Raw genomic sequence first — 17,087 nt, forward strand, 5'->3', positions numbered from 1 at the left:
GTGGAATATAGGTCGCTGTCGGTGGGAATCCGGGTGCCGTCGACGACTCGGCTATCGGCGGCTATCGGGGGCGATCAGGCGTTCGGCCGCCGCGTAGACGTCACTGCGGCCGGCGACGGCATCGTCGACGGCATCGGCGAGACCGGGATGCGTACGCAGGCGCGTCATCGCCAACGACAGGATCTGCGTGCGCACGCGGGCCGCGCGGCGGGCGGGATCGTCGTCGCGCCGATGATGGTCGATGGCTTCCAGGAGTTCGGTGACGCCCTCACCACGCGTGGCGATCAGGGTCAACACCGGCGCCGAGGACTCCATCCGCAGGTCGCGAACGGTCTGTTCGGCGCCCTCGCGATCGGCCTTGTTGACCACAAGGATGTCGGCCACCTCCAACAACCCGGCCTTGGCAGCCTGAACCGCATCTCCTGCACCAGGATTGAGGATCACAATGGCGGGGTCGGAAACCGCGGACACCTCGACCTCGGACTGACCCACGCCGACGGTTTCCACGAAAACGATGTCATAGGCCAGTGCCTCCAGGAGGCGGATGGCCGCCGGTACCGCAGATGCCAGGCCGCCGAGATGACCTCGCGTCGCCATCGACCGGATCAGCACATCGGTGTCGTCGATGTGCTGGGTCATCCGGATTCGGTCTCCCAGAAGCGCTCCGCCGCTGTACGGCGACGTGGGGTCGACGGCCAGCACCGCGACCCGACGACCCTGCTCACGGTAGGCGGCGACGAGCGCGGTGATGGTCGTCGACTTCCCCGCACCCGGCGGTCCGGTTATCCCGATGACCGACACCGTGCCGGATGCGGGGCCGATGGCCGCCAGGACAGCCGCCCGACCCTCTCCCTCGACCTGGGTCAGGAGTCGGCCGGCCGCGCGTGCCGATCCGGAGCGCGCCGCTTGGAGAAGGCCGTCGACGGTGGCCGGGAGCGTCGACCGGCGATCAGCCATGGACCTCGATGACCGTCGCCGACCCGAGTCCACCACCCGCGCACATCGAGGCGACACCGATTCCGCCACCGCGCCTGCGCAATTCGTAGACGAGGGTGGTGAGCATCCGCGCCCCGCTGGCGGCTACCGGGTGCCCGAGCGAACATCCGCTGCCGCTGACGTTGACGATGTCGGGATCGATGTCGAGCAGTCTCACACAGGCCAGGCAGTTGGCGGCGAAGGCCTCGTTGATCTCGAACAGATCGACGTCGGCGAGCGAGAGTCCGGCGCGCTCCAGCGCCTTCGGGATCGCGGTCACCGGCGACAGGCCGGTCTGGGCGGGGCCGACTCCCACCGACGACCACGACCGCACCGTGGCGAGCGCGGGCATACCGAGTTCGTCGCTGGCGACCGCCAGGACCGCAGCGGCATCATTGGCGCCGCTGGCGTTGCCGGCCGTGATCGAGAAGCCCTCGATCTCCGGGTGCAACGGCTTCAGCGCCGCCAACTTCTCCATGCTGGTCTCACGACGGGGATGCTCGTCGACCTCGAAGAGCCCGTGGACCGTCTTGATGGGGACCACCTCGTCGTCGAAACGTCCTTCATCGATCGCGCCGATGGCATTGCGGTGTGACCGGAGCGCCCACTCGTCCATCTCCATCCGCGAGATCCCCGCGGCGAGAGCCGAGTTCCACCCGACCGTGATCGACATATCCCGGTTCGGCGCATCCGACTGGTTGGGATGGGTGGGCGGCATCCACCGCTCGATCCACTCCTCACCGACCCGGAAGCTCTGCCGCGGCGAGGTGGACGCGGAGTTCACTCCGCCGGCGAGGATGAGCTTGTCCATTCCGGCGCGGATACTGCCGGCCGCCGTCTGCACGGCCGCGAGTCCGGCCGCACAGTGGCGGTTGACCGCCAGGCCCGGGACGTCGACGAGGCCCGCCGTGATGGCGGCGTGGCGGGCGATCACCCCGCCACCGTAGAGGCCTTCACCGAGGATCACGTCGTCGATCGGGGCCGAGCCGAGATCCTCGACGACGGCGGACACGGTGTGCTCGGCCAGGTCGAAGGCATCGGTGTCGCGCAGCGACCCCTTGAACGCGGTCCCTATCGGGGTCCGGCGCGCAGCGACGATGACGGCTTCAGGCATGGTTCTTCTCCAGTTCTGGTTGCGGCGCGGCGGCTGACAGATCGGCAAGAAGCTTGCGGCGTATCAGTTTTCCCGTCTCGGTGCGCGGGAGTTCGGTGGTGATGATGATCGAATCGGGCGTCTTCGACGACCGCAGGCGTTCCTTCACCCAGGCGCGGATCTCCTCGGGATCGCCCTCCCCGACGACGACGGCGACGAGCCTCTGCCCCCACTCCGGGTCGGGGACGCCGATGACCGCCGCCTCGGTCACCGTTGGGTGCGTGATGAGGACGTCCTCGATCTCGGCCGGCGCGATGTTCTCACCGCCGCGGATGATCGTGTCGTCGGCGCGGCCCTCGATGTAGAGGAAACCGTCCGCATCGAGGCGCCCGAGATCTCGCGTCGCGAACCACCCCTCGTCGTCGAGGACACTCCGGCTTCCGTACTCGCCCGAGATCTGGTCTCCGCGCACGAACACGAGACCCTCCTGTCCGGGCTGCAGCACGGTGCCCTCGGGGTCGCGGATCTCGATGTCGATACCCGGCAGCGCCCGTCCCACCGACCCGAGCCGGGCCCGCACCACGGGATCGGCCGACGTGGCCGCGGCCCGATGGTCGTCGGGCCCGAGAACGGCGATCGATGACGCGGTCTCGGTCAGCCCGTAGGCGTTGACGAAACCGGTTGTCGGCAGCACGTCGAGCGCGCGCTCGATCACCGCCCGCGGCGTGCGGGCGCCTCCGTAGGCGAGGGTGGCGAGCGACGGCAGGTCGCCACCCTCCCCGGCGAGCACGTCGACGACGCGGGCGAGCATCGTCGGGACCAGCATGGCGTGGGTGACCGATTCCGCGCGCACGGTGTCGATCCACTGCCGCGCGTCGAAACCGCTCGCGTACACGATCCGACGACCCGTGTACAGGTTCGACATCAGATTCGTCAGACCCGCGATGTGGTAGGGCGGCACGGCCACCAACGCCGCATCCCCCACTGCGGCCGAGGAGAACTCGAGGGTGTTGAGCACGTAGGCCAACAGGTGCCGGTGCCGCAGAATGGCCGGCTTCGGTTCCGAGGTCGTCCCACTCGTGTAGATCACCACGGCAACGGCATCCGGATTCGTCAGGTCGGCGTCCAGGTCGTCGTCGGTAGGGTCCGGGCGATCGTCGAGTCCGGTGATCCATCCGTCGAGATCCTCGGACCGCAGGATGCGAGCGCCTTCGTGCTTGGCCTCGAGCGCGGCCAGCGCCACGTCGCCGAGCCGATAGTTCAGCGGCACGAACGGGATACCGGCGTAGGCGGCCCCGAACAGCGCGACCGGATAGGCCAGATGGTTGACACCCTCGTAGAGCACCGCTGCGCAGCCTCGGAAACTGTCGGCGGCCCGGCGCGCCAACTGCTTCAGTTCGGCCCCCGTCACGGACCGTGCGCCGGAGGTCACGACCAGCCGGTCATCGACGCTTGACGCCATATCAAGAATCATGGTGATGTTCATGAGAACATTATTCTCTCAGAGAGAGAGTCGGAGTTGCAAGGAGGGATTGCGAATGGAGATCGCAGGAAGTTCGGCAGTCGTCGTCGGCGGTGCCGGAGGGTTGGGCGAGGCGACCGTCCGTCGACTACACGCGGCCGGCGCACACGTGGTGGTGGCCGATCTGGCGGACGAGAAGGGCAAGGAGCTCGAGGCCGAGCTCGGAGTGCATTACGTGCGCACGGATGCGACCAATGCCGATGACGTCAACGCCGCGATCGCCGAGGCCGAGGAGAAGGGCCCGTTCCGCATCTCGGTGGACACCCATGGCGGCCCGGCGTCGGGTGGTCGGCTCGTCGGAAAGGACGGCAGCCCACTGGATCTGGATGGCTTCCGCACCACCATCGAGGTCTATCTGACCGGTGTCTTCAACGTCATGCGGCTCGCCGCAGCGGCGATGGGGCGCCAAGAGGCCGGCGATTCGGGCCGAGGGGTGATCGTCAACACCGCTTCGATCGCCGCCTACGAGGGTCAGATCGGCCAGCTGCCCTACGCGGCGGCCAAGGGCGGTGTCGTCAGCATGACACTCGTGGCCGCACGTGACCTCTCGCCGTTGGGGATTCGGGTGGTGACGATCGCCCCGGGCACCTTCAACACCCCGGCCTACGGCAAGCACGCCGATCAGCTCGAAGAGTACTGGGGCAAGCAGGTTCCGTGGCCGCGCCGCATGGGACAGTCGCCGGAGTACGCGGCTCTGGTGGAACACATCTGTGCCAACGACTACCTCAACGGTGAAGTGATCCGCCTCGACGGTGCGCTCCGTTTCCCACCGAGGTGACCGGCCCGCTCGCCGGACAGGTCGCGTTCGTCGCCGGTGCCAGCCGCGGGATCGGGGCGGCCATCGCCGTCGCCCTCTCCGAGGCCGGTGCCGCGGTCGCGGTGGCGGCTCGGACCGACACCGAATCCCGGGTTCCGGGAACCATTCACACCGTCGCCGACGCCATCAACGCCGACGGCGGGACCGCCCTCCCGGTGATCTGCGATGTCACGGATGAGGAGTCCGTCACGACCGCTACGGACCGGGTCGCCCGGGAACTCGGTGGCATCGACATCGCGGTCGCGAACGCCGGCGTCCTGTGGCTCGGCCCGGTGGAGACGACCCCACAGAAGCGATGGCAACTCTGTCTCGACGTGAACCTCACCGGCACCTTCCTGGTGACCAAACACGTCATCGGCCACCTCCGCGCTCGCGGTGGCGGCTCACTCATCGCGGTGACCACCACCGGCGTCGGCATGATCGAGCGTGGGTCCAATGCCTACTGGGTGTCCAAGGCCGCGGTCGAACGGCTCTATCTCGGCCTGGCACACGACCTTCGCGGCGACGACATCGCGGTGAACTGCCTGAGTCCGTCACGTGTGGTGCTCACCGAGGGCTGGCAGGCGGCTGGTGGCGGACGTGAGATCCCGCCGGAGATGGTCGAACCCCCGGAAACCATGGGTCGTGCGGCCGTCCGGCCGGCAGCGCAGCGGTCCGACGGCATCAGCGGAACCGTCCAGCGCTCCGAACAGCTGGTCGCGCACACGACCTGATCGGACACGCGCCGCCTGGCCGTCAGAGGTGGACCAGGCGGCACCACACCCGGGTGCGCCGCCTCAGCTCTTCGGCGCGGTCAAACGATCGATCGTGGCGCGGAAGTCGTCGGTCTGGAACGACAGCTCCTCGGCCATGTTCGCGTAGTCCAGGCTGGCCAGCACCGCCCGTTCGAGGTGGATGTTCAGCATCCGCTTCGTGGACTCGACCGCCTGCTGCGGCAGCTCCATCATCTTCTTCGCGCACGACGTCGCCTCGCTGAGCGGATCGTCGACGACGTGATTGGCCAGGCCCAGCGCCACGGCCCGCTCGGCCGTGATCCGGGTGCCGGTGAGCGCGAACTCCTTGGCCTGCAGCAGACTGATCTGCAGCGGCCAGGTGAGGGGTCCACCGTCGGCGGCGACGAGCCCGACCTGCACGTGCGGATCGGCCAGGTAAGCGGCAGGACTCATGTACACCACGTCGCTGAGCGCAACCAGACTGCATCCGAGGCCGACCGCCGGCCCGTTGACCGCCGCGATCACCGGAACCCGGCACCGCGCCATACCCAGCACGAGTTCACGTCCATGACGAATCGTCTTGGCGCGCAGAGCCGGATCGGCGCCGAGCTCCTTCAGATACGTGAAGTCGCCGCCCGCCGAGAACGCCTTGCCGTGCCCGGTCAGGACCGCAGCGCGGGCCTGGAGATCCTCGCTCAGCCGGGTCCACAGCTCGGCCAGCCCGGAATGCAGCGCATCGTTGACCGCGTTCAGGGCGTCGGGCCGATTCAGCGAGATGATCCGCAGCGCCCCTTCCTCGGTGACCTCGATCTCGTCCGGCATGCCGTACATGTCACACTCCCAACCCGAGCAGTCTCGACGCGATGATGTTCTTCTGGATCTGTGAGGTGCCGCCCATGACGCTCTGCGCGCGGCTGTACAGATAGGAACCGAAGAGTTCCGGATCGGTGGTACCGCCGACGGACAGGGCGGCGTGGCCGACCGACTGGTCGACCCATGTCATCAGCAGCTTGTCCAGCGATCCCTCCGAGGTGTGCGACACCCCGTCGAGCTGTTCGGACAGCCTGCGGCGGACGTGGAGCCGCAGCATCTCCGTCTGGACGGCGGCCCACGCGATGTCGTCCGAGTACTCGCCCGACCGTGCGGCCAGTTGGCGCACCAGCTTTCCGTACCGCGCGACATATCCCAGGGTGGACGGTTCGCGTTCGTGGCCGACCACCGTCATCGCCAGGGCCCACCCCTCGCCCGGGGACCCGATCATCTGGTTCGCGGGTACCCGGGCGCCGTCGAAGAGCACCTGCCCGAACTCGGTGGTGATGCCGCTGATCATCTTCAACGGCCGCTGCTGCACACCGTCCTGGTGCATGGAGATGATGAACGCCGAGATCCCACGATGACGTGGCGCATCCGGGTCCGTGCGAGCCAGGAGCAGACACCAGTCCGCGACATCGGAGTAGCTCGTCCAGATCTTGTGGCCGTTGATCACATAGTCGTCGCCGTCGAGGGTGGCGGTGGTACGCAGGGAGGCCAGGTCGGAGCCCGCACCCGGTTCGGAGAAGCCCTGGCACCAGCGTTCCGTGCCGTTGATCATGCCGGGCAGGAACCGTTGCTGCAGTTCGGTACTCGCGTGACGTCCCAGCCCGTGCAGGAGGTATCCGAGACTCGGCCGCGGCGGCGCCCCGGCGCGGGCGAGTTCCTCGTCGAGGATCACATCGTAGACGGGCGGGAGATCCTGTCCGCCGAACTCCTTCGGCCAGGAGAGCCCGAAGAAGCCCGCCCCGTATAGGGCCTGATGCCATTCGCCCTGGCGCGCCCAGTACTCGTCGCCCGATGTCGGGAAATCGCCGGCGGTGTCGGCCAGCCACGCCCGCAGACGATCGCGGAATGCGGCCTCCTCGGTTGAGTCACGATAGTCCAATGTTGATCTCCTTCAGGCTCACCGGGAACGTTTCGGTCGACACCAAGACCCGCCGGAGGAACACGTGCGCCAGACACTCCCAGGTGTTCCCGATTCCGCCGTGTACCTGAATCACGTTCTCGCAGACGGTGAGTGCAATACGCGACGCGTAGACCTTGGCCATTCTCGCCGCGTTCTCGGCGACGTCGGGCTCCTCCTCGTCGACGGCCCAGGCCGCATACCGCACGATGCTCGTGGCCCCTTCGAGCAGTGCGAGGTTTTCGGCGAGCAGGTGGCCGATCGCCTGGTAGGAACCGATGGTCTTGCCGTATTGCTCGCGGATCTTCGCGTAGTCACAGGCCAATGCCTGCGCGCCACGCGCGGCGCCCAGGATGTCGGCGGCCGTGGTGACGAGGGCGAGCACAACCCAACGCCGCGCCGCCGATTCCGACAACGACCCGAGCGGTGTCTCATCAAGCATCGCAACCTGTTTCGATACCCGAGTGAGGTCCGACGACATGCTGACGACGTCGGCCGGGCCGGTGCGGACCTCCACCCCGTCGAGCGCGACGACGCGTTCACAGCCGTCGGCGTCGGGGGCGACACCATCGATCGACACGGTCGCCGGCCCGGTGTCGCCGAGATGGCGCAACAGGTCATCGGCCAGGATCGGCCCCAGAAAGGCCGCGTCCACCAGGCCTCGTCCGAACTCCTCGGCGACGATCGCGACCTCCACACCGGAGGCCCCGTCGGAGCGGAGATGTCGCCACCCCGTCCGGTCGAGCGCGGCACGCAACCGGTCGTGTCGCGCGGCGTCGTCGAGGTCCGCGACCGATCCCGGGCCGAGGTCGTCCGCCAGCTTGGCAGCTGCATCACGCAACTGTGCCTGTTCAGTGGTCAGCCGTACATCCATAGCTCTCCTTCAACACTCTGCGCAGCACCTTTCCCGAAGGGAGACGGGGTATCTCGTCAACCACCCTGATCTCCCGCGGTCTCTTGTACGAGGCGAGTTCGGTGACGACGGCAGCGATGAGGTCATCGTCGGTGACCGGCTCGGCAAGGGCGACCGCGGCGACGATGCGTTCGCCGTCGATATCGTCGGGTACCCCGAAGACTGCGCAGTCCGCGATGGCGGGATGTCCGTGCAGGACCGACTCGACCTCCGCGGGCGCCACCTGGAAGCCGCGGACCTTGATCATCTCCTTGGATCGGTCGGTGATGCGAATCCACCCGTCGGCATCGAGGACTCCGACATCGCCCGTGCGATACCACCCGTCCTCGAAGGCCGTCGCATTCGCCTCCTCCGGGAGGTACCCGGTCATCACCGACGGTGATCTGACCTGGATCTCGCCCGGGACTCCAGGGTCCACCGGTGTTCGGCCGTCGAGATCCACGACGCGGATCTCGACCCCCGGCACCGCCTTACCGACGCTGTCGAGTCGTGCTCCGTCGATCGGATTGCAGGCGATCACCGGCACCTCGCTGGCCCCGTACGCGGGCACCCATCCGACCCCGGTCCGCCGGGTGACGGTGTCGGCCACGCTCCGCGTCACCGGCGTCGCACCCCACATGATGTAACGCAACGACGACAGATCGAACGACTCCAGCCGGGGATGGGACGCGATGGCCAGCGCTATCGGCGCGACCGCCATCTCGACGGTGATCCGGTCCTCTTCGATGCGGCGGAGCATGCGGTCGAGGTCAAAGCGGGCTTCCAGGCGAATCCACGCCCCCGCGCGCATCGCGGTGACGATGTTCAGCAGGCCCAGGATGTGCGACGGTGGTGTCACCACCTGGATCCGGTCCGACGGCCCGAGTCCCAACGCGACACGCCAGTGGTCGACAGCCACGGCGAAGGACCGATGAGAGTGCCTGACGGCCTTCGGCATTCCGGTGGTTCCCGAGCTGAAGACGAGCACGGCATCGGCGTCTTGGTCGATCGGTCTCCTGGCGGAGTCCGGCGCCGCGCAGGGCACGATCGGGTCGTCGAGACTCACCATCGGCATCAGGTTTGACAGCACCGGGCTGTCCCCGACGGCGGCCAGAGCGCCGGAGACCGACAGCGCGTGGCGAACCTCGGCGGACTTCCAGGCCGGACTGATCAGCACGGCCGAAGCACCGAGCTGCCAGATCGCCATGACGGCGACGACGAACTCGGGCCGATTCGACGACATCAGCGCGACCCGGGTACCCGGACCCACACCGCGCGCGGAGAGCACCGCGGCCAGCCCGTTGGTGAGCAGATCGATCTCGGACCGCGTGTACTCGCGGTCGTCGAACACCAGCACAACGGGATCGGCCACCATGTCACCTCGCTCTGCTCCGCCGACACTTGAGAAGTTCGACCATCCAATGAGAGAATATAATTCTCTTGCAGATAGAATTGCAATGTCGGAGACCTGACCAGCACGAAAGGAAACGAACCGTGGCCAGACCCCCGCTGTTCCAGCGAGCGACCGTGACCCGGGTCGTGAAGGAGACCGACGACGCGCGGACGTTCACCCTCGAGCCCGAGGGCGGCCCCCTCACCTACCAGGCCGGCCAGTTCTGCACCTTCCGCGTCACCGTCGACGGCGAGGTGTTCTACCGCTCGTATTCGATGTCCAGTGCACCGGAGGTCGATTCCGAACTCACCACCACCGTCAAACGGGTCGAGGGCGGCACGGTCTCGAACTGGATCCTCGATAACGTCGCCGAAGGCGACGTCCTGGAGATGACGCGCGCGGCCGGGACGTTCTGCCTGCATCCCACCGAAGTCCCGCTGCTCGGGTTCAGCGGCGGAAGCGGCATCACGCCCGTGCTGTCACTGACCAAGAGCGCGCTGGCCACCACGGACCGACAGATCCGCCTACTCTGCGCCGACCGCGACCGGGAGTCGATCATCTTCGACACCGCGATGGCCGACCTGGTGAAGGCGTACCCCGGACGGCTCACCGTGGTGCGCAGTCTCGACGACGAGAACGGATATCTCACCGAGGCCGCGATCCGCGACTTCGTCGGCGACGACACCGGTGCGGACAGCTACATCTGCGGCCCCGAGCCGTTCATGGCTCTCGTCGAATCGGTGCTGACCGGAGCCGGAAACATCTTCGTCGAACGATTCGGGACGACGGCACCGATCCCCGGCTCCGACGACGCGGACTCCGAAACATCCTCCGCATCAGACGGACCCGGGGAGGCGGTCGAGGATTCTGGCACCCTAACGATCAAACTGGGCCGCAAGAAGATCACCGTCCCGCGTAAGCCAGGCGAGACGATTCTCGAGTCCGCCCGACGTGGCGGCCTGAAACCACCGTTCTCCTGTGAGGCCGGCAACTGCGCCACCTGCATGGCGCGCCTCGACGAGGGCACCGCCACCATGCGGGTCAACGACGCGCTGGAGGACGACGAGGTCGACGACGGTTATGTGCTCACCTGCCAAGCCGTCCCGGACACCGCTAACACGGTCGTGGACTACGAGGACTGAACAGCCCCCCAGTTGTGGCTTCGCCACACCAACAAGGAAGAAGGAGATACCGATGCCCAAAGGCGTCCTGCTCGTCGAGAGCCGGCCGAGCTCACCCGATCGCCTCGACGAGTTCAACAAGTGGTACGAGGAGGTCCATATCCCCGAAGTCCTCGCACTCGAGGGCTTCGTGTCGGCACGCCGGCTCCGGCCACTCGACGGTGACGGGCCCATCGTGACGATCTACGACGTCGACGGTGAGGACCTCGGCGCAGTCGCAAGCGGCCTGTCCTCGGCGGCCCGCAATGGCGCGTTCACGTGGTCCGACAGCATGCAGATGGATCCGCCGCCGGCGATGCGTTTCCTCGAGGAGACTCCAGAGCGCTGAATCCGTCTCGCCGGCATGCCGATCCACCCCTCGTGGATCGGCATGTCAGCGAGAGGTCACGACGTCGACGTGTGTTGCATCTCCCCGAGCGCCGGCGCGGGCCGGTAGTCGGGTTCGAAGTCGGACACCCGGATCGGGCACCGCACCGTCCGAAAGCCTCCCGCCTCGACGACGACCTCCGGTGTCTCCGCCAACGCCTCCGGCAACGACCGCACCGCGGCGACCGGGACGCCGAGGGGTTTCAGACGCTTCTCCCAATGGTCGGCCGAGTCGGTGGCGAGCGCGGCCGTCACCGCGGCGAGCACCTCGTCGCGGCGCTCCGCACGCTCTGCCATCCGCCAGAACCCGTCGATGCCGGCCTCGGTGGCGAATGATCGCCAGAAACCGTCGTGGGTGATGAAGAGGGCGATGTGCCCGTCGGCGGTCGGGAACATCTGCGCCGGAACGTAGTACGAATGCGCACCCCATGCCCGACGGACCGGTTCGGTCCCGGTGTTGAGGTAGGCCGAGGCGTGATAGTTCAGTTGCGACAGCATGACGTCGTGCAGCGACACGTCGATCTGCCCGCCCCGGCCGGAGACGATCTGCGCGAGCAGTCCGAGCGCAGCGGTGAGGCCGGTGGAATTGTCCGCCGACGAATAACCCGGCAGTGTCGGCGGTCCGTCCGGATCCCCGGTCAGCGCGGCCACCCCGGTGGCCGCCTGGATGACGTAGTCGAAGGCGGGGTCATCCCCGGCGTACAGGCCGTATCCGGTGATCGCCACACAGACGATCCGCTCGTTGAATCGCCGGAGCTTCTCGTACGTCAGTCCCAGTCGGTGAATCGCCGACGGCTTCAGATTCACCAGCAGCGCATGGGCATCCGCGACGAGCTCGCCGAGCCTCGCCTGCCCCTCCGCGACGGTCAGATCCAAACAGACACTGCTCTTCCCACGGTTCAGACTGACGAAGTAGGCGTCGCTCACCTGCCGGGAGATGTCCCCGGTCTCGGGTTCGATCTTGATCACCTCGGCACCGAGGTCGGCCAGCATCATCGTGGCGTAGGGCCCGGCCAGCATCGTGCCGACCTCGAGAACTCGGATCCCCGCCAGGGGCCCCGACGTCACCGAAGCTCTTTCGCCAGTTCCGCGATGACCTCACGGGTGCGGTATTTCGACGCGATCAGTTCGTCGCGCGTGTCGCCGATCGGCAGCAGCCGCATCGAGATGTCGGTCACCCCGGCCTTCTCGAAACGGCGGAACCGTTCGAGGATCGCGTCCTCGTCCCCGGCGGCACACAGGTCGCCGACATCGCGGGCGTCGCCGTGCTCGAGGAGCCGCTGGTAGTTCGGTGAGAACTCGGCCTCGGCGAGGATGCGGTTGGCACGTTCCCGCGCCTCGTCGACCTCCGATGGACGACACAGACATACGGGCAGCCCGGCGACGATGCGAGGCGCCGGCCGGCCGGCGTGCTCGGCGGCCTCGTTGATACGCGGAGCGATGTGGTCGGCGATGGCGCGTTCGTCGGCCATCCAGAGGATCGTTCCGTCCGCACGCTCGCCGGCCAACCGCAGCATCACCGGGCCGAGCGCCGCCAGCAAGACGGGAATCGGTGCGACGGGACCGAGTTCGAGCGGATTGTGCACGGTGAACGACGAGTTCTCGACGTCGACCGGACCCGGCCCGTGCAGTGCCTGATCGAGCACGTCAAGATAGTCGCGGGTGAATGCGGCGGGTTTTTCGTAGGGGATACCGAGCATGTCCTCGACGATCCAGTGATGCGAGGGGCCGACACCCAGTGCGAGTCGACCACCCGCCGCAGCGTGAGCCGAGAGTGCCTGTCGCGCAAGGGCTATGGGATGCTGAGCCTGCAGCGGAACCACCGCCGTGCCGAGTTCGATCCGATTCGTCCGGGCGCCCATCAGCGCCACCGTGATGAGCGCGTCGAAATCGGTCGGCACCTGGGGTATCCAGGCGGTGTCCAGTCCGGCCGACTCCGCCCAGTCGATGTCCTTCATCATCCGATCGACCTTGCGCGCGGAGTCCCCCCGCTCGGGTCCGATCATCACGCCGATCCGCATACTGCCTCCGATGGTCTGGTTGTACGCCGGTCAGGGCGTCGCGGTTTCCTCGGTCAGGGCGCGTACCTCGGTCACCAGTGTCTCCAGTGGCGTCCCGGTGGGAAACACCGCCGCGGCGCCGGCGTCGAGGAGCTTCTTGACGTCGCCCTGCGGGATGGTGCCGCCGACCACCACCGCGATGTCACCGGCGTCGGCGGCGCGCAGCGCGTCGATGGTGCGGGTGGTCAGGGCGACGTGCGCGCCGGACAGGATGCTCAACCCGACGACGGCGACATCCTCGTGCAGGGCGATGGAGACGATGTCCTCGATCCGCTGCCGGATACCGGTGTAGATGACCTCGAATCCGGCGTCACGCAGGGTCCGTGCCACGATCTTGGCACCGCGATCGTGGCCGTCGAGACCCGGCTTCGCGACCAGGATGCGGGCGGTCATCAGAAGACCACCGGCTGGGAGAACTCGCCCCACACGTTCTTGAGCGTGGACACCATCTCGCCGACGGTGCAGTAGGCGTTGGCGCAGTCGATCAGTGCGTGCATCAGATTGTCAGTTCCCTCGGCGGACCGGGACAGAGCCGCCAGCGTCTGCTTGACCGCATCCGCGTCGCGTTCCGATTTCACCTTCGCCAGACGCTTGAGTTGCAGTTCCCTTCCTTCCGCGTCGAGTTCGTAGGTGGCGATCTCCGGTGATTCCTCCTGCGAGACAAACCGGTTCACCCCGACCACTGGTCGTTCACCTCGCTCGATATCCTGGTGTACCCGGTAGGCCTCGTCGGCGATCAGGCCCTGCAGATAGCCGTCCTCGATTGCCCGCACCATGCCGCCGTGGGCATCGAGATCGGCCATGATGTCGATGATCCGTTCCTCGGTGGCGTCGGTGAGGGCCTCCACGAAGTACGAGCCACCGAGCGGGTCGGCGACGCGGGTCACGCCGGTCTCGATGGCGAGGATCTGCTGCGTCCGCAACGCGAGGGTCGCGGACTCCTCGCTCGGCAGCGCGAACGGTTCGTCCCAGGCGGCGGTGAACATGGACTGCACACCGCCGAGGACCGATGCCATGGCCTCGTAGGCGACTCGCACGAGGTTGTTCTGTGCCTGAGGCGCATACAGGGACGCGCCGCCGGCCACGCAGCCGAACCGGAACATGGACGCCTTGTCCGCCGTCGCTCCGTACCGTTCGCGCACGATCGTCGCCCAGCGGCGCCGGCCGGCCCGGTACTTGGCGATCTCCTCGAAGAAGTCGCCGTGGGTGTAGAAAAAGAACGAGATCTGCGGCGCGAACTGATCGATGGTCATCCGACCGCGCTCAATCACCGTGTCGCAGTATGTGACACCGTCGGCGAGGGTGAACGCCATCTCCTGCACGGCGTTGGCGCCCGCGTCACGGAAGTGCGCACCCGCCACCGAGATCGCGTTGAAGCGGGGCACCTCGGCCGCGCAGAACTCGATCGTGTCGGCGATCAGTCGCAGCGAGGGCTCCGGTGGCCAGATCCACGTGCCGCGCGACGCGTATTCCTTCAGGATGTCGTTCTGGATGGTGCCGGTGAGCTTCTCGCGCGGTACGCCCTTGCGCTCGGCCGCCGCGACATAGAACGCGAGCAGGATCGCGGCAGTGCCGTTGATCGTGAAGCTCGTGCTGATCTTGTCCAGCGGGATACCGTCGAAGAGGATCTCGGCGTCGGCGAGGGTGTCGACCGCACAGCCGACACGCCCGACCTCCTCGGAGACCTCCGGGTCGTCGGAGTCGTATCCGCACTGTGTCGGCAGATCGAGCGCCACCGACAGTCCGGTACCGCCCTGCTCGAGAAGATACCGATAGCGCCGGTTCGATTCTTCGGCGGTGCCGAAACCCGAGTACTGCCGAAACGTCCACGTCCGGCCTCGGTAGCCATTGGGGAAGTTGCCGCGGGTGAACGGGAACTCGCCCGGCCTCGGTGGCGTCGTGGGGCTGTCCCCCGGGCCGTAAGAGATCTCGAGCGGGATACCCGATGCGGTCTCAGTCATGTAGTCCATCAGCGGATACGTTACTTTCCATTTCAGAGAATGCCAATACCGATCTGATCAGAAGAGAATCATATTCTCACTATCAGAGATTGGTGTTACGCTAGCCTTGTGATCGCTGACCCAGCTGAGCAGACATCGTCCGAGGTACCGCTCGCCGAGCTCTCCGCAGTGTCGCGTGACTACCTGAAGGCCATCTGGAGCGCGGGCGAGTGGTCGACTGCCAAGGTCACGACATCGTCGCTGGCCGAACAGCTCGATGTCGCGCCCTCGACCGTCTCGACAAACCTGCGTCGGCTCGCCGAGCGTGGACTGGTGATCCATCAGCCCTACGGAGGGGTCCGACTCACCGGGTCCGGCACCAGCGCGGCGCTCGCCATCATCCGCCGCCAGCGCCTCTTCGAGACCTTCCTCGTGCAGGAAATGGGCTACGGGTGGCATGAGGTCCACGACGACGCCACCGCACTCGCGTCCGCCGCTTCCGATCGTCTGATCGACTACCTCGATGACCGGCTCGGATATCCGACGAGGGACCCGCACGGCGACCCGATCCCGGACCCCGACGGCGCCGTTGCGCCGATGACACTGATCTCGCTCTCCACCTGCACCACGGGCGACCGGGGCGTCATCACGCGTATCGACGACTCCGACCCGGCGATGCTCGAGTACTTCGACCGTGTCGACCTCACCCTCGACCAGCTCGTCACCGTCGGTGCGACAAGGCCGTTCGCCGGAACCATGTCGGTCTCGACGGAAGACGGACCCACCGACATCGTGCTCGGCGATGTGGCCGCGCGCTCGATCTGGATCACCCGCTGCGACCGCACCTGACGAGTTCCCTGCCAGCCCAGCGACGAAGGAGATGTAGATGAACGTTGACGACCTGGTGCTGATCAGCATCGACGACCACGTCGTCGAACCGCCGGACATGTTCGGACGCCATGTTCCGGAGAAGTATCGGGAATACGCCCCGACGGTGGTCACCGACGACAAGGGGGTGGACCAGTGGATATACATGGGCAAGCAGGCCGGGGTCAGTGGCCTCAATGCTGTCGTGTCCTGGCCGGCCGAGGAGTGGGGACGCGACCCGGCAGGCTTCGCCGAGATGCGTCCGGGCACCTATGACGTCCATGAGCGCGTTCGCGACATGAGCCGCAACGGGATCTGGGCATCCATGTGCTTCCCCACCTTTGCGGGATTCTCTGCGCGCCACCTCAATCAACACCAGAGCGACATCACCATCGTGATGGTCTCGGCGTACAACGACTGGCACATCGATGAGTGGGCCGGCGCCTACCCCGACCGCTTCATCCCCCTCGCGCTCCTGCCCACGTGGAATGTGGAGGCGATGTGTGCCGAGATCCGCCGGGTCGCCGCCAAGGGATGCCGCGCCGTGACGATGCCCGAACTGCCTCATCTCGAAGGGCTGCCCAGCTATCACAACATGGACTACTGGGGTCCGGTGTTCGAGACGTTGTCCGAGACAGGCCTGGTGATGTGCCTGCACATCGGCACCGGCTTCGGCGCCCTGAACCTGGCGAAGGACTCGACCATCGACAGCCTCATGGTGCTCGCGAGCCAGATCTCGGCGCTGGCCGCGCAGGATCTGTTGTGGGGTCCCGCGATGCGTACCTATCCAGACCTGAAGTTCGCCTTCTCCGAGGGCGGAATCGGTTGGATACCTTTCTATCTCGACCGTTGCGACCGGCACTACACCAACCAGAGATGGCTGCGTCGCGACTTCGGCGGCAAGCTGCCCAGCCAGGTCTTCAAGGAACATTCGCTGGCCTGCTACGTCACCGACAAGACCGCGCTGAAGTTCCGTCACGAGATCGGTATCGACATCATCGCCTGGGAGTGCGACTATCCCCACTCGGACTGCTTCTGGCCCGACGCGCCCGAGCAGATGCTCGGCGAACTGCAGGCCGCCGACGCCGACGATGCCGACATCGACAAGATCTCGTTCCAGAACTCGGCCCGGTTCTTCAACTGGGACCCGCTGGCGACCAAGGCGCGCGACGAGATCAATGTGGGCGCGCTCCGACGCTCGGCCGCCGACGTCGATGTGTCGATACGCTCACGCGAGGAGTGGAAGCGCCGCTACGCCGAGAAGCACATGGCCAAGGCGTAGGCCTTACGCCAAGCTCGAAAGTTCTTCCCCCGGGTACGGTTTCGTCCTCT

The 17,087-nt window shown here is 66.9% G+C and carries 17 protein-coding genes; 6 read left to right on the forward strand and 11 right to left on the reverse strand.

Going from position 1 to position 17,087, the window contains the following annotated elements:
* Window positions 1-51: 51 nt before the first annotated feature.
* Genes meaB through GORHZ_RS08115 form a run of 3 tightly spaced genes read right to left on the reverse strand, consistent with a single transcriptional unit; the run spans window position 52 to window position 3,554 of the window.
* Window positions 52-957: a methylmalonyl Co-A mutase-associated GTPase MeaB gene (gene meaB / locus GORHZ_RS08105; RefSeq protein ID WP_006331881.1), complete on the reverse strand. Its 906-nt coding sequence runs from the start codon at window positions 955-957 to the stop codon at window positions 52-54.
* On the reverse strand, window positions 950-2,089 hold the full coding sequence (locus GORHZ_RS08110; protein WP_006331884.1) for a thiolase family protein: 1,140 nt from the start codon (window positions 2,087-2,089) through the stop codon (window positions 950-952). Before GORHZ_RS08110 ends, meaB begins: the two co-directional genes overlap by 8 nt.
* Window positions 2,082-3,554: a class I adenylate-forming enzyme family protein gene (locus GORHZ_RS08115; protein ID WP_006331887.1), complete on the reverse strand. Its 1,473-nt coding sequence runs from the start codon at window positions 3,552-3,554 to the stop codon at window positions 2,082-2,084. The genes GORHZ_RS08110 and GORHZ_RS08115 overlap by 8 nt, the downstream gene beginning before the upstream one ends.
* A gap of 52 nt (window positions 3,555-3,606) precedes the next feature.
* Between GORHZ_RS08115 and GORHZ_RS08120 the strand changes: the two genes are divergently transcribed.
* A complete protein-coding gene (locus GORHZ_RS08120; RefSeq protein WP_006331888.1) occupies window positions 3,607-4,368 on the forward strand; it encodes an SDR family NAD(P)-dependent oxidoreductase in 762 nt (253 codons plus the stop codon).
* Complete coding sequence (locus GORHZ_RS08125) at window positions 4,365-5,120, forward strand: SDR family NAD(P)-dependent oxidoreductase (RefSeq protein WP_006331889.1); 756 nt, start codon at window positions 4,365-4,367, stop codon at window positions 5,118-5,120. Before GORHZ_RS08120 ends, GORHZ_RS08125 begins: the two co-directional genes overlap by 4 nt.
* 63 nt (window positions 5,121-5,183) lie before the next feature.
* Here GORHZ_RS08125 and GORHZ_RS08130 read toward each other — a convergent pair whose 3' ends face one another.
* Genes GORHZ_RS08130 through GORHZ_RS08145 form a run of 4 tightly spaced genes read right to left on the reverse strand, consistent with a single transcriptional unit; the run spans window position 5,184 to window position 9,323 of the window.
* A complete protein-coding gene (locus GORHZ_RS08130) occupies window positions 5,184-5,951 on the reverse strand; it encodes an enoyl-CoA hydratase/isomerase family protein (protein WP_006331890.1) in 768 nt (255 codons plus the stop codon).
* A 1-nt stretch (window position 5,952) separates the two neighbouring features.
* On the reverse strand, window positions 5,953-7,038 hold the full coding sequence (locus GORHZ_RS08135; protein ID WP_006331891.1) for an acyl-CoA dehydrogenase family protein: 1,086 nt from the start codon (window positions 7,036-7,038) through the stop codon (window positions 5,953-5,955).
* Window positions 7,025-7,930: an acyl-CoA dehydrogenase family protein gene (locus GORHZ_RS08140; protein WP_006331892.1), complete on the reverse strand. Its 906-nt coding sequence runs from the start codon at window positions 7,928-7,930 to the stop codon at window positions 7,025-7,027. The genes GORHZ_RS08135 and GORHZ_RS08140 overlap by 14 nt, the downstream gene beginning before the upstream one ends.
* The gene (locus GORHZ_RS08145; RefSeq protein WP_006331893.1) at window positions 7,908-9,323 is read right to left on the reverse strand and encodes a class I adenylate-forming enzyme family protein; all 1,416 of its coding nucleotides are present in this window, start codon (window positions 9,321-9,323) and stop codon (window positions 7,908-7,910) included. Before GORHZ_RS08145 ends, GORHZ_RS08140 begins: the two co-directional genes overlap by 23 nt.
* Window positions 9,324-9,442: 119 nt before the next feature.
* Here GORHZ_RS08145 and GORHZ_RS08150 point away from each other — a divergent pair, with 119 nt between their 5' ends.
* Entirely contained in the window at window positions 9,443-10,483 is a 1,041-nt protein-coding gene (locus GORHZ_RS08150; RefSeq protein ID WP_006331894.1) for a ferredoxin--NADP reductase, read from the forward strand.
* 52 nt (window positions 10,484-10,535) lie between these two features.
* Window positions 10,536-10,850, forward strand: a complete 315-nt coding sequence (locus tag GORHZ_RS08155) for a DUF4286 family protein (RefSeq protein ID WP_006331895.1) — start codon at window positions 10,536-10,538, stop codon at window positions 10,848-10,850.
* Window positions 10,851-10,906: 56 nt separating this feature from the next.
* Here GORHZ_RS08155 and GORHZ_RS08160 read toward each other — a convergent pair whose 3' ends face one another.
* Genes GORHZ_RS08160 through GORHZ_RS08175 form a run of 4 tightly spaced genes read right to left on the reverse strand, consistent with a single transcriptional unit; the run spans window position 10,907 to window position 14,918 of the window.
* On the reverse strand, window positions 10,907-11,956 hold the full coding sequence (locus tag GORHZ_RS08160; protein ID WP_006331896.1) for a CaiB/BaiF CoA transferase family protein: 1,050 nt from the start codon (window positions 11,954-11,956) through the stop codon (window positions 10,907-10,909).
* Complete coding sequence (locus GORHZ_RS08165) at window positions 11,953-12,909, reverse strand: LLM class F420-dependent oxidoreductase (protein ID WP_006331897.1); 957 nt, start codon at window positions 12,907-12,909, stop codon at window positions 11,953-11,955. Before GORHZ_RS08165 ends, GORHZ_RS08160 begins: the two co-directional genes overlap by 4 nt.
* 30 nt (window positions 12,910-12,939) lie before the next feature.
* The gene (locus GORHZ_RS08170) at window positions 12,940-13,341 is read right to left on the reverse strand and encodes a cobalamin B12-binding domain-containing protein (protein WP_006331898.1); all 402 of its coding nucleotides are present in this window, start codon (window positions 13,339-13,341) and stop codon (window positions 12,940-12,942) included.
* Entirely contained in the window at window positions 13,341-14,918 is a 1,578-nt protein-coding gene (locus tag GORHZ_RS08175) for a methylmalonyl-CoA mutase family protein (RefSeq protein ID WP_006331899.1), read from the reverse strand. Before GORHZ_RS08175 ends, GORHZ_RS08170 begins: the two co-directional genes overlap by 1 nt.
* A 99-nt stretch (window positions 14,919-15,017) precedes the next feature.
* On the opposite strand from GORHZ_RS08175, the gene GORHZ_RS08180 reads away from it, so the two are divergent.
* Both GORHZ_RS08180 and GORHZ_RS08185 read left to right on the forward strand, forming a co-directional pair.
* The gene (locus tag GORHZ_RS08180; RefSeq protein ID WP_006331900.1) at window positions 15,018-15,737 is read left to right on the forward strand and encodes a metal-dependent transcriptional regulator; all 720 of its coding nucleotides are present in this window, start codon (window positions 15,018-15,020) and stop codon (window positions 15,735-15,737) included.
* Window positions 15,738-15,774: 37 nt separating this feature from the next.
* On the forward strand, window positions 15,775-17,037 hold the full coding sequence (locus GORHZ_RS08185) for an amidohydrolase family protein (RefSeq protein ID WP_006331901.1): 1,263 nt from the start codon (window positions 15,775-15,777) through the stop codon (window positions 17,035-17,037).
* The last annotated feature ends 50 nt before the right edge of the window (window positions 17,038-17,087 follow it).

Source organism: Gordonia rhizosphera NBRC 16068 (assembly GCF_000298195.1).
GTDB lineage: Bacteria > Actinomycetota > Actinomycetes > Mycobacteriales > Mycobacteriaceae > Gordonia > Gordonia rhizosphera.